Source organism: Sorangium sp. So ce185 (genome assembly GCF_051526825.1).
Lineage (GTDB): Bacteria > Myxococcota_A > Polyangia > Polyangiales > Polyangiaceae > Sorangium > Sorangium cellulosum_D.
The window spans coordinates 5,209,653-5,222,087 of record NZ_CP150316.1 but is presented as its reverse complement, the minus strand read 5'-3'; the positions used below and the strand labels follow the sequence as shown (position 1 = coordinate 5,222,087).

Genomic DNA, 12,435 nt, shown 5'->3' with positions numbered 1-12,435 from the left:
CGCCCGCCGCGCGACAGCATCAGGCGCGAGGCAAAACGAGAAAATCAGCCAGATTCCAGCAATGCTTTGTGCGCTGCGGGCCGGATGAGCAACTCACCGGCAAACAGCTCGACCTGCGCCGCGTGAGCAACGATGGAACCGAGACAGCCTGAGAAATCCATCGAGAGCATTCCGGAAACGTCTCCGAGTTTCTCGCATCAACACGCATTCACCCTTCACATATCGATTACGTAACCATCCACGTAGAATCGTGGTAATAGCCTGCCCTCCGAGCGCCCCGGACGTCGGCGCTCGAGCCTCGGTGCCGCCTGGCTGCCGAGGCCACAACCCCGCATCGAAACGCTGCAGCTCGCGCGCTCGCCCGGCTCAGGCCCTGGCCCTCGCCGGCTGCGACAGCGCACCCCACAGCGATCGCCATGGACCCGAACCGCCTGATCGCCTCGCTCCAGCGCTCCCGCGCGGCCCTGAAGCTCGACACCGCGGACCTCTGTTACCTCGTGGCCCTGCGCGCGCGCGCCGAGAGGGCGGCGCTCGCGTCCTTCGAGGAGGACCTGCTGGTCGACGTCTTCGAGCAGATCTGCGAGATCACCGACCCGGGCGCCGAGAACCCTCGCAAGCGCGCCACCCACGCCATCCAGCGCCTGCGCGAGCAGCGGCTCCTGGCGCGGGTGGACGGGGCCGGCCTCGTGCGCGCGGGCGAGTACACGCTGACGCGCCTCGCGGCCGCGGTCGTCGACTTCTTCTTCGACGATGAGGCGCTCACGCGCGAGAGCCTCACCCTGCTCACGGGCGTCCTCACGGCCCAGCTCGTCCACGTGCTCGGCGCGGCGCGGAGCGCAGGGACGGCCGAGGCATGGCACGCCGACGTGGTGGCGCCGCTGCAGATCACCGTGCGCGATCTCGTCGCCGGCATCGAGCGCCGCCAGTGCGGGCTCGACCTGCAGCAGGAGGAGATCCGCGAGAGGATCGGGGCCCTCCTGCAAAGCGACTGGTTCCGCGCCGTGGAGACGTGCGAGGAGCTGCTCGAGGCGACGGCCGCCACCCTGCGCGAGCTGAACGAGGTCCTGCTGCGAGACACGGGGCACATCCAGGCGCGTCTCCAGGAAATCGAGCAGCTCGCGGCCGACCGGGGCACGCCCGAGGCCGCCGAGGCGGCCCAGCGCGCCGCCGAGCACGTGGATCGCGTGAGCGCCTGGGGCCGAGACCGGCAGCGCGCCTGGTCGGAGTACTACCAGTACGTCCAGCGCTTCCTGCGGGACGTCGTCCGGCTGGATCCGGATCGGGCGCTGAGCCAGCGGCTGCGCGACCAGCTCGTCGCCTGGCCGGATCGCCCCTTCGCGCTCATCGCCGCGCGCGCCCCCTCGATCCGGCTGCTCCGGCCGCTGGAGGCGCGGGTCGCTCGGCCGCCCGTCGTGCAGCCTCGCGGGGCGTGGCGCACGCCGCTCGAGGAGCAGCTGCCGGACCCCCGAACGGCCGATCAGGAGGACCGCGTCCGCGCGGCCCTCGCCGCGGGAGCGGCGACCCTCTCGGAGGTGCTCACCGCCGTGCTGCCCGGGGTCTCCGAGGAACATCGGTTCGTCGCCGTCGGCCGGATCGCGGCGCAGCTCGCCGCGGAGGCGCGCCCCCGAAGCGCGCTCGATCCGCCCTGGGTCGAGGTGCCGGGGGAGCTGAGCGTCGAGGAATGGAGCCTCATGGCGGCCGCGCCCGATGTGGTGCCGTCGCGGCTCCCTTCGCCGGCGCACGTCGGGACATCGCCGTCGCGGCTCCCTTCGCCGGCGCAGGTGGGGACACCGCCGTCGCGCGTCCCTCCGCCGGCCAGGCCAGGGCGCACGTCCGAGGAGGCACCATGACGTCGGCGCCGTTCTCGCGCCTCGAAGAGGTGGTCCTCGATCCGCTCTTTCCGGAGGTCGACCTCGCCCTCCGCGCCGGGCGGCACGTGGATCGCGACGACGGCGATCGGTACAGCTTCCTCGTCGATGCTCAGGAGCTGCTCGAGCCCTTCTACCGCCGGTACGGCTGCGAGCTCACGCACGCGACCGAAGGCTACTTCTACCTCCTGCCCTCGGGCGACCGGCTCGGCCGGCGGCACCTCACGGCCGGCGAGATGCTCGTCGGCCAGACGCTCGCGCTCCTGTACCTCGATCCGGCGACCGTGCAGTCCGGCGGCGTCGTGCCGCGCGCGCAGCTCGTGGCGCGGCTCGAGGGCCTGATCGGCCGCCAGCGGCTCGTCGTCGCGCTCAACCCGAGGCGGAAGCGCTACGACGAGCGGATCGCCGAGGAGACCGTGCGCCTCGAGATCGACAAGGCGCTGCGCGCGCTCGCCGCGCTCGGCTTCGTCGACCTCCAGGAGGAAGGCGGCCGCGGGGCGGCGCCCGCGGCCCGCGCCGAGCGCCTGCGGGTGCGAGCGCCCGTGCTGCGCTTCGCAGAGCCCGTGCGCGGGCTCGGCGACCGCGCCGAGGCGCTCGGGCGCCTCGTGGCCGAGGGGAAGGTGGCGCTCGGGGACGCGCCGCCGGCTGGGACGGACGAAGAGGAGGAGGAGCCGTGAAACGTGTCCAGGCCGCCGCGCTAGCCCTCGTGAACTGGCGAGGGGTGTTCTGCAGGACATACGATCTCGACCCCAACGTCACCGCCCTCGAGGGGACGAACGGCGCGGGCAAGACGACGGTGATGATCGCCGCGTACGTCGTGCTGCTGCCCGACATGAGCCGGCTCCGCTTCACCAACCTGGGCGAGCACGGCGCGACGGGCGGCGACAAGGGGATCTGGGGCCGCCTCGGCGACCCCGGGCGCCCCTCGTACGCCTTCCTCGATCTCCGCCTCCCGCGCGGCGAGCGGCTGCTCGCCGGCGTGCACCTCGAGCGCCGCGCCGAGCCGACCGTCGAGCCGACGCCGCTGATCGTCACGGATCTCGCCGCCGGCGCCGCGCTGGAGGACGTCCTGCTCGACCGGGGCGAGCTCGACATGGTCCCCGATCTCGGCCGGCTCCGCGAGATCGTCGCGCGGGCCGGCGCGCGGCTCACCACCTTCACCTCGGCCAGGGAGTACTTCGCGGCCCTGTTCGATCGCGGCGTCACGCCGCTGCGGCTCGCGACCGAGGAGGAGCGCGGGAAGCTCAACGAGCTGCTCCGCACGAGCATGACCGGAGGCATCTCGCGGGCGCTCACCTCGGAGCTGCGCGGCTTCCTGCTGCGCGAGGAGACGGGCCTCGCGGACACCCTCGTGCGGATGCGCCAGAACCTCGACGCCTGCCGCAGGACGCGGCAGGAGGTCGAGGCGGCGCGGCGGACCGAGGGGGAGATCCGCGAGGTGTACGACGCCGGGCAGAGGATGCTCGCCGCCGCCGTGCACGCGACCAAGGAGGCCGCCGAGGAGCGCGCGAAGCGGCTCGACGAGGCGCGGCGGGCGCTCGCGGCGGCCGAGGCCGAGCGCGGCGGGCTCGAGATCGAGGTGGACGACGGGCGCGCGCGCAGGGACGTGGTCCGGAGCGAGCACGCGGCGGTCGAGGCGGCGGGGGTCACGGCCCGTGGAGTCGTCGAGCGGACCCGGCGGGCCCGCGAGATCGACGAGCGCATCCGCGAGCGGACCGCGCGGCGCGAGGAGGCCGCCGCGCGGCAGGGCGCGGCGCGCGCGGCGTGGGAGCGCGCGGAGGGCGCGCTGGGCGAGGCGCGGCTGCGCCGGGACGAGGCGCGCGAGGACCGCGAGCGCGCCGCCCGGGGGCTCTCGGACCTGCAGAGAGGCATCGAGGAGCTGGCCCGGCGAGCCGCCGCGCACCGCATCGCGGTGGCGTCCCTGGAGGAGGCGGCGCGGCGGCTGCCCGGCGAGGACGTCCGCCCCGAGACCGCCGGCGAGGTGATCGCGCGCTGCGAGGCGCGGCAGGAGGCGCTGGACGAGGAGATCGTGCGGCTCGATCGCGAGATCGGGACGGCGGCGCGGCGCCGGCGCGAGTTCGCCGAGGTCGCGGGCGCGCTCGGGCGGCTGGTCGGCGCGGAGATCCCGGCCGCCGGCGCCTACGAGCGCGCGTCGCGGGCGCTCGAGGAGTCCCGGCGCCTGCTCCGGCTCGTGGAGGAGCGGCCCCGGCTCGCGCCCCGCCTCGACGAGACGCGGGCGCACGCGCGGCGGCAGCGCGCCGCGCGCGGGCAGGCGGACGCGCTGTCGGCGCCCGACCGGCCGCTGTCGACCGCGGCCGACGTCGCCGCGGCCCACCGCGACGCCGAGGACGAGCTCCGCGACGCCGAGGAGCGGAGCCGCGACGAGGCCGAGGCCGCGCGCGACGCCGAGGCCGCGCGCGAGGCGGCGCGATCGCGCGCCCGCGATCTGGAGGCGCTGGCGATCCGCTGGCGGGAGGTCCGCACCGCGGCGGACGCGCTCTCGGCGCGCGCTGGCCAGGGGATCAGCTCGCGGGACGATCTGGAGACCCTGCGCGCCGCCCTCCAGGCGCGGCGCGATGAGGTCCGCCGGGGCGGAGAGGAGGCCGAGGCGCGGCGCCGGGCGCTCCAGGACGAGGCGCTCCGGCTGGAGCAGGCCGGAGGGCAGGTCAGCCGGGCGCTCTTGAAGGCGCGGGATCTCGTGGGGGGCGAGCTCCTGGCGGGGCGCTTCGAGGAGGTCGCCCTCGAGGACGCCGCCGCGGTGGAGGCCCTGCTCGGCCCGCTGCACGAGGCGATCCTCGTCGAGGACGCGCGCGGCGCTGCCGAGGTCCTCGCGCAGGCGACCGAGCGCCCCGCGACCGTGTGGCTCCTCGGAGGAGACGCGCCGCTCGCGCTCGACGAGGAGGGCCGGCCGCCCGGCGAGCTGCTCGGGCGCGACGCGCTCGTGCGGAGCGCCGAGGGCGTCCGCCTGACGCGCCTGCCCGAGCGGCCGACGCTCGGGCGCAGGGCCCGGTCGCGCCGCGTCCGCGAGCTCAAGGAGGAGGAGCGCGAGCGCGCGGAGCGGGTCGAGGCGCTGCGCGCGGAGGAGCGAGGGCTGGATCGCGCGCTCGACGAGGTCGCGCGGCTGCTCCCGGACGCGGCGATCCTGGAGCGCGACGACCCCCGGCCGGAGCTCGGCGCGGCGCGGGAGGCCGGGGAGCGCGCGGCCGAGGCGGCGCGGGCGCACGGCGAGGCGGCGAGCGCGGCGCGGGCGCGGGCGCAGGGGCTCGCGCGGCGGACCGCGGCGCTCACGCGGCTGCTCCCCGAGGCGTGGCTCCTCGACGCCCGAGATTTCGATGCAGAGGCCGCGGCGCTCGTCGCGCGGCTCGCCGAGGCGCAGCGCGCCGAGGCGGAGCTCGCGCGCACGGCGCCCGACCGGCGGATCGTGGAGGGGCGGATCGAGGTGCTCCGCGCGGCGCCTCCCTCGGACGACGATCTCGCGCGGATGGGCGCGCGGAAGGCCGAGGCCGAGCGCGCGCGCGACGAGGCCGGCCGCGCCCTGCTGGCGCTGCGCCGCGTGGAGGAGAACCGCGCCGCGCTCGCGTGGACCGACGCGGAGGCGGCGCTCCGGCGGAGGCGGGGGCTCGCGCCGGCGCTGTCCGAGCAGCTCGATCGCGCGAAGCAGGCCCTGGATCGGGCGGAGGAGCGCCTCGATCGGGCGGAGGCGGCGGAGCGCGCGGCGCACCAGGCGCTCCAGGCCGCGGACGGCGCGGTGGGCAGCCTGGACGAGGCGCTCGCGCGCCATCGCGAGGAGCTGGCCGAGACCGGCGTGGAGGATCCGAGCGCGGCGGCGCTCGAGCGGGCGGAGCGGGAGCTCGCCGCCCTGGAGGAGCGCCGGGCGGCGCTGAGCGTGCAGGAGCGCGAGCTCTCGGAGGAGGTGGTCCGCCGGGAGGTGCGGCTGGACGGCGCGCGCGGGAGGGAGCAGGAGGCGCGCCGCCGCGCGGAGGACGAGGAGCGCCTGTTCCGGCCGGCCCAGGAGCGCTGGGAGCGCCTGCGCGCGCTGGCGGAGGCGCAGGGCGCGCTGGCGTCCGCGCTCTCCGCGCGCTTCTCGGCCGAGCTCGCCGGCGCTGGCAGCCCCAACCTCTGGCCGCGGGCGCGCGAGCACGGCGCGCTCCTCCTGGAGCGCCTGGGTCGCGCCCAGGACGGCGCCGTCGTGGCGGCCGAGATCAAGGGCCGCATCGGCAGCGCCGAGCTGACGTCCGGCGAGGCGTACCTCGAGGCGTGGCAGCGGGTCCGCGACTGGTTGCTCCGCCGGATCCCGCCGCAGATCGCGGAGGTCGACGACCCCATCGAGGCGCTCGCCCGCCTGTGCGAGCACCTCGCGCGCCTGCAGGACCGGCTCGCGCGGCAGGAGGGCGATCTGCGCGGCGAGTCCTCCGACGTTGCCCGGAACATCGAGACGCAGATCCGCAAGGCGCAGCACAACCTCCGTCGCATGACCGAGGATCTCGATCAGGTCCGCTTCGGCAACATTCACGGGGTCCAGGTCCGGGTGCAGCGCGTGGCGCGGATGGACCAGGTGCTCCAGGCGCTCAAGGAGGATCCGGCGCAGGATCTGCTGTTCAAGACGTCGATGCCCATCGAGGAGGCGCTCGAGGAGCTGTTCCGGCGTCACGCGGGCGGGCGCACGGGCGGGCAGCGGCTGCTGGACTACCGCGAGTACATGGATCTGCGGATCGAGGTGCGTCGCCAGGCGAGCGCGACCTGGGAGCTGGCGAACCCGAGCCAGCTGTCGACGGGCGAGGCCATCGGGGTCGGGGCGGCGATCATGATGGTCGTGCTGGCGGCCTGGGAGCGCGACGCGAACCTGCTGCGCGGCAAGCGCTCTCTGGGGACGCTGCGCCTGCTCTTCCTCGACGAGGCGACGCGGCTCTCCCAGGACAGCCTCGACGTGCTGTTCGACCTCTGCCGGAGCCTGGAGCTGCAGCTGTTGATCGCGGCGCCCGAGGTGGCGCGCGCCGAGGGGAACACGACGTACCGGCTGGTGCGCCGGGTGGACGAGCGCGGGCGCGAGGAGGTGCTGGTCACCGGTCGCCGCGTCGCGCGGGAGCTGCATGGCTGATGTGGGGCGCGTGATGTGGGGCGAGTGATGCGGGGCAAGTGATGCGGGGCAAGTGATGTGGGGAGAGGAGCAGGCGCGGCTCGCGCTGCTCGAGCTCTGGGCCACGGGCAAGCTGCGCCGCCGGTCCTCCCAGGGCGCGGTGTGGTCGCACCTGGCCGGGCTGCCGTGGACGCGGCGCACCGGTCGGCGGGACGAGGTGGCGCTCGTGGAGACGCAGCGCGAGGAGGTGCGGTCGCTGCTCGACCGCGTGTGGCCCGGCTGGGCCGAGGCGCTGGAGGAGCTGCGGGCCGCCGGGCTCCCGGTGGACGAGCGCGGCTGGCATCGGCTCAAGGATCGGGAGCGCGCCGAGAGGCTCCCGCGGGCGCTGCCGCCGCGGCTGAACCAGCGCACCGCGACGGCGGCGGTGGCGGCCCGCTCGAAGGCGGGGCTCACGGAGGCCCGTCGCGAGGCGCTCGGGGGCGTCGAGGTGACCCGGGATGGGCTGGTCCGGCTGAGGCCGCACGCCGGGCTCGTCGTGCGCCGCGGTGACGGTGAGGCAGAGCTCGATGTGGAGGTCGTCGTCCGGCTGCTCGGGGAGCTCGTGGTGACCGAGCGCGCGCTGCGCGACGGGACGCGGCTTCACGGCGAGCGGCCGGCGGCGATCCTTCTCGTGGAGAACGTGGGCGCTTACCTGGACCTGACACCCCCGCACGGCTGGCTGGTGGCGCTGGTGCCGGGCTGGGACACGGCGACCGTGCGGGCCTTTCTGGACGAGCTGGACCCGAGGCACGAGGTGCCGGTGGTCCACTTCGGCGATCTGGATCCGAACGGCGTCCGTATCGCGCGGCACCTGCGCGCGCTGCGCCCGGACCTCCGGTGGGCGATCCCCGAGCTATGGGCGGAGTACCTGGAGGAGCGCGCGCTGCGGGGGGAGTGGCCCGAAGATCTCGATGTCGCGGGGGAGCCCGCCCTGGTGCGGGAGCTGTACGCTCGGGGGTTATGGCTGGAGCAGGAGGTGATCGTCCTGGATCCACGGCTCCCGGAGGCGCTCGAAGGGTACCTGCGGTAGAGCGGGCATGCGGTGGGGGCGTGAGCGATGGATCACGCGCCCAGCCGCCACCTGTCGAGCGAGAGGAGCAGCTTCTCCTTGATGGCACCTTCGTCCCCGAGCGCGGCGAGATTCAGATCGAAGTAACGGTACGCGTATTCATCTCCGCCGACCCTCACCTTGTGCTCGGCCCCATTCTTCCTGTTGGCCATGCGCGAGAGCTGGTTCCAGGCGGAGCTCCAATCGGGCTTCTTGGCGCGTGTGCGGTGCAAGCCGATCCGGAGCTCGGAGGCCGCCGCCTCGGCGGACTTGAAGCTGGTAGCGTCAGGTTCGCCGTCGCAGGAGTCATCGTATCCCGTATCGGCGATCGCATGGATGTGGATCTTGCAGTGGGTTCCGTTGCTCGATCCCTGCCAGACGCACTCGACCTGGTAGGCCGGCGTCAGGTCCCATGCCCAGTGTTCAGGCCGGAAGAAAGGCTTCGTTGACTGGGGGAGCCTCGCGACGTTGATGGGAGCCCATCGGTCGAACTCGAAGCCCCGCTCGGCCAGGAATTCGTCTGTCAGTTGCAGCAGGTCGCACAGCCGCCGATGGTAGGCATGCAGGAGCCTGTACGCGCGACGCACATCGGCGAGCGCCCCAGCCAAGTCGACATTCTTCTCGTTCACCGGATCCTCCACCCCTGGATTGTGGACACCGAGCCCTCGCCCCCGAGTCGTTCTGTGGCCGCTGGCAACGACGAGAACCAGGTTTTTCTACGGTACCCCCACGCTTCGAGCGCCGCAGCCATGTCGCGCAGGATCGCCGATTGCGGCGATGCGCGCGTCGAAGCCTCGATCGGATAGAGCGTTTCGCGCAGATCTTCCCACCGGATCGTGAGCACCCCGGCGACATCGCTCGCGACCTCGCGCCGGACACGGGCGAGGTTGCCATGCCCCTCCTGCATCACGATGCCTCCCACCGCGATGAGCCATAGCTGCTGCTTTGAGTGCGCGGGCACCGCCCGCGCCGCGCGGATCTGCTCCACCCACTGTGCCGGGTCCTGGAATCCCCGATGCTTGGCCTCGATCAGGAGCAGCGTGTCGCCCCACGAGACGAGCACGTCGGGCTCGACCCGCACCTTGTTCCGCCCTCCATCCCCTGGCCGAAGGCTGGGCCAGAACGACCACGAGGGCACCCCCACCGGAGGGATCGCGGGCATCGGCAGACCATCGCCCAAGGGCTTGCTCGCGCCACGCAAGATGGCCCACGCGAGCTCGGCCGGCAGGTACTCCAGCCGCTCGAACACCATCGACGTGAGCGGGTCCTCGAGCTCCGTCAGCCCGTCGGTCGCCGTCCCCTGGGTGCTGCGCTCCTCCGGCGTGTCTCCGTCGCTTTCCTCGTCGACGCCGACGTCGATGCCGACCGCCATGCGGCCGAGCTTCCCGTGCTGGAGCGCCTTCAGCATGCACGACGAGGCTACAGTCTCGCTGCGCCGGCTGTCATCCGTGACAGCGTGCTCGCCACCTACGCCGTATCTCGCACGTGCCTCGTGGTCGTCGCCGGGCACGCGCTCCTCCGGCGTGCCTGCGGACCTCGGCTCGACGAGGCGGCGACGCTCCGCCGCGTGCCGCCGTCGACGAGGCGGCGACGCTCCGCCGCGTGCCGCCGTCGACGAGGTCTCCCGACGGGAGCGTAGCCGGCAGCGTGAAGTGGGATTTCTTACATTACAGCGCCCAGGGAGGCGGGACGCCCAGGGGATCGCTCGGCTGGAGGGTGGCCTCTCCATCGCGGAGATGGGTGCCACCCGTCTTTTGTTGGCCTCTCGACGTACAGCGCCAGCGGGAACCCGGCGAGCGCCTCGCTCCTCGGGCGGGGCGAGGGCGGGGGTGCAGCCAGGGAGAGGTGCGTGCCGTGTGGTACGATGGCAAACACTGAACCTACATCGGCGACCTAGAGACCCCTCCCTCCGCGGCAGCGAACCGGCTCGGCCATACACGAGCCCAGTACCCCAGCGGGCGAGCGGCCCTCGACTCGTCCGCGCCTCATGAGCCCGGTTTTCACCCTGCCACCGCACCGCGGGCGGACGCATGGTTCTCCCGCGGCCGGCCCTCTCACGGACGGCCGCCATCCGAGAGAACCGAAAGGAAGCGCACATGTCCCAAACTAAGCCTACCCCCAACGATCAGCGGTCCGTCACCAAGAATCCCACCAGCGACGCCTACCGGGCCGACCGCGACAACCGGATCGCCCAGGGTCACCCCAACCCGCCGCCTCCTCCTGCGCCGCAGCCCGAGACGTCGCAGCCGACGAAGAGATGACGGGCTCGGAGGCGCCCTCGTGCTCCATGCCGGGGCGCCTCCCTAGTTCTCGAAGCCGCGACCTATGTCCAAGGCCAAAGCGATGAGCCCCCCTGTCATCCCCGGGTCCTTGCCGATGCGCGGGGGCCTCCTAGCCCTGCTTGCCTCGGCCTTCCGGGTGCGCGACCGCATCCAGGATCGGCCTGGCGGCATGTCCACGACCACCGCCAAGCGCGTCCTTGGAGACGCGCCGCAGGTTACCCCCGAAAAGCGGGCCGCCCTTGTCCGGGTGGTGATCGAAGCCCTCTTCACCCCTGACTACCTCGCCGCGCGAGGCCTCACGGCGAACGAGATACACATCCACAATGAGCTCGTGGCCGCCGCACTGGAAGACGTGCTCGACCGATGGGACGAGCTCGCGCGGCTGTTGAATCCCGGCGCGCTCCCGTCCGACTCCTTCTTCTTCTCGACTCTCCTGCAATGCACCGGGCTGCTCGCCGATGCCGTCGTACGGTGCGCCGCGTACCTCGTGCTGTACCGAGACCTACATCCCGTTCTCGAGGCGATCCCGGCGTGGTACCAGCAACCTGGTCTCAAAGGCGTCTACGACGATCTGGTCCGTCGGGCGCGCAGAGACGACCTATCCCAGGAACGCCTCCGCCGGGACACCCGCCTGGACAAGCGCACCTTGCGGGTACTTCGGAACGGCAAGGGTGAGCTGCCCCAGGGCGAAACCCTCGTGCAGTTCGCCAGCGCGCTCGCGACGTACGACGTGGCGAGCCGCACCGGCAGCCGGCTGTCAGCCGCCGAGATCGAGCTCGAGCTACGCGTTGCCTGTGCGGTCGCCCGCGTGCGCGCTCATGTACAGGCCGATCGATCGCTGGGCACCATCCTCGGCGAGCACTTCGCGCACCTCCGGCGGCTGCGCTCAGAGCTGCGAGCATACACACGCGACGAGCTTGCGGTGGTCGTCGTTCGAGGCATGCGTTCGCCGCAGGCCGACGCACTACAGCGTATCTTCCAGACGCACGCGTTCGAGAGCATCCTCAGCTTGATCATGCAGGAACAACAGCGCGCAGCGCGCATCCATGCGCTCATGAGCACGCAACCCGAACAGGCGATGCGCGAGATGGCCGCGGAGATGTCGGACATGGCACAGCGGCTACGACGCGACCTGGAGCAGCACGAGTTCCTGGGAATGTCCAAGGTAGCATGGCTACCGGTACGGATCTTAGAGCAGGGCGCCGCACTCTTCGCCGAGCTCACCAAGGCGCCGGCGGAGCGCTCTGCCGCGCCGGAGGCAGCCTTCAGGAGCTTGTACGAGAGCAGCGATGAGCTCGAGGCGGAGTCGCTGGCCCTTCGGGCACTTGCTCCATGGGAGCACCTCACCGCCGCCGCGCGCGAGGCGCTCCTCCGCGAGGCGGTCGCGCGTTCGCCCTCTTCTGTGTTCGCTCGTGGCTATCTCGCCGACCATCTTGTTCGCCACGGCAGGACCGACGAGGCCATCGCGCACCTCTACGCTATCCTGGGCGAGAGACCAGACGATCACGAGACTCGGGAGCATCTGGCCCTGCTGCTGGTCGACGCAGCGCCTCGCGAAGCGCTCGCCGAGGCCGAGACCGTGCTTGCGCATGGCGGCCGGACGGCCATATCCCACTATGTACACGGCGAGTGCCTCATCAAGCTCAACCGTCTATCTGACGCCGAGGCTTCTTTTCAGCGAGCATTGAAGATGAACCCCCGCCACTCCCCGTCCCTGCACGGCCTGGCGAGGTGCCGCCGTGCCCTGGGCGACGAGCGCGAAGCGCGCAGGCTGGAGCAACAAGCGGCCTTCTACGGCGGCGCAGCAGGGGGCATCACAAATCAAGAGCACAGTGAGACCGCAAGACGCTCGCGACAGCCTTGAAGGCGGGCGGCCACTCTCAACTCAGGCGAAAACGGAGATTGTTGCCCACTTCGCCCGGGTGATGATCGTTGAGCTCGTCCGCTAGGTAGCCATGTGCGCCCGGACAGGGCTGCCGCACAAGCAGCCGCCGGCTCCGGCTTCGCGAGGCTTGCAGCAGCGGACCTATGGCCTTCATCAGGCCCGAGCTCGTCGCGCCGGGCCCGGGACCCACGCGGCCACCAGGGTGGGTAGATCGAGCACCCGTCTCGTGACCCGAC

The 12,435-nt window shown here is 72.9% G+C and carries 9 protein-coding genes; 6 read left to right on the top strand and 3 right to left on the bottom strand.

Going from position 1 to position 12,435, the window contains the following annotated elements:
- Positions 1-44: 44 nt before the first annotated feature.
- Positions 45-170 (bottom strand): hypothetical protein, encoded by a 126-nt coding sequence (locus WMF26_RS19185; RefSeq protein WP_438001491.1) that lies wholly within the window; start codon positions 168-170, stop codon positions 45-47.
- Between the two features lie 246 nt (positions 171-416).
- Between WMF26_RS19185 and WMF26_RS19180 the strand changes: the two genes are divergently transcribed.
- The 4 genes from WMF26_RS19180 to WMF26_RS19165 are packed head-to-tail and all read left to right on the top strand — an operon-like array spanning position 417 to position 8,014.
- Complete coding sequence (locus WMF26_RS19180) at positions 417-1,850, top strand: condensin subunit MukF (RefSeq protein WP_438001490.1); 1,434 nt, start codon at positions 417-419, stop codon at positions 1,848-1,850.
- Positions 1,847-2,545 (top strand): chromosome partition protein MukE, encoded by a 699-nt coding sequence (locus WMF26_RS19175; RefSeq protein WP_438001489.1) that lies wholly within the window; start codon positions 1,847-1,849, stop codon positions 2,543-2,545. The genes WMF26_RS19180 and WMF26_RS19175 overlap by 4 nt, the downstream gene beginning before the upstream one ends.
- Positions 2,542-6,966, top strand: coding sequence for a chromosome partition protein MukB (gene mukB / locus WMF26_RS19170; protein ID WP_438001488.1), 4,425 nt, complete (start codon positions 2,542-2,544; stop codon positions 6,964-6,966). Before WMF26_RS19175 ends, mukB begins: the two co-directional genes overlap by 4 nt.
- 55 nt (positions 6,967-7,021) lie before the next feature.
- Entirely contained in the window at positions 7,022-8,014 is a 993-nt protein-coding gene (locus WMF26_RS19165) for a Wadjet anti-phage system protein JetD domain-containing protein (protein ID WP_438002421.1), read from the top strand.
- 32 nt (positions 8,015-8,046) lie between these two features.
- On the opposite strand, the gene WMF26_RS19160 is transcribed toward WMF26_RS19165, so the two are convergent.
- Together WMF26_RS19160 and WMF26_RS19155 are read right to left on the bottom strand one after the other, a co-directional pair.
- Positions 8,047-8,661 (bottom strand): hypothetical protein, encoded by a 615-nt coding sequence (locus WMF26_RS19160; protein ID WP_438001487.1) that lies wholly within the window; start codon positions 8,659-8,661, stop codon positions 8,047-8,049.
- Positions 8,658-9,404, bottom strand: a complete 747-nt coding sequence (locus WMF26_RS19155; RefSeq protein ID WP_438001486.1) for a hypothetical protein — start codon at positions 9,402-9,404, stop codon at positions 8,658-8,660. Before WMF26_RS19155 ends, WMF26_RS19160 begins: the two co-directional genes overlap by 4 nt.
- Before the next feature lie 724 nt (positions 9,405-10,128).
- On the opposite strand from WMF26_RS19155, the gene WMF26_RS19150 reads away from it, so the two are divergent.
- Positions 10,129-10,293, top strand: a complete 165-nt coding sequence (locus WMF26_RS19150) for a hypothetical protein (RefSeq protein WP_438001485.1) — start codon at positions 10,129-10,131, stop codon at positions 10,291-10,293.
- A 190-nt stretch (positions 10,294-10,483) separates the two neighbouring features.
- The gene (locus tag WMF26_RS19145; RefSeq protein WP_438001484.1) at positions 10,484-12,178 is read left to right on the top strand and encodes a tetratricopeptide repeat protein; all 1,695 of its coding nucleotides are present in this window, start codon (positions 10,484-10,486) and stop codon (positions 12,176-12,178) included.
- Positions 12,179-12,435 lie beyond the last annotated feature (257 nt).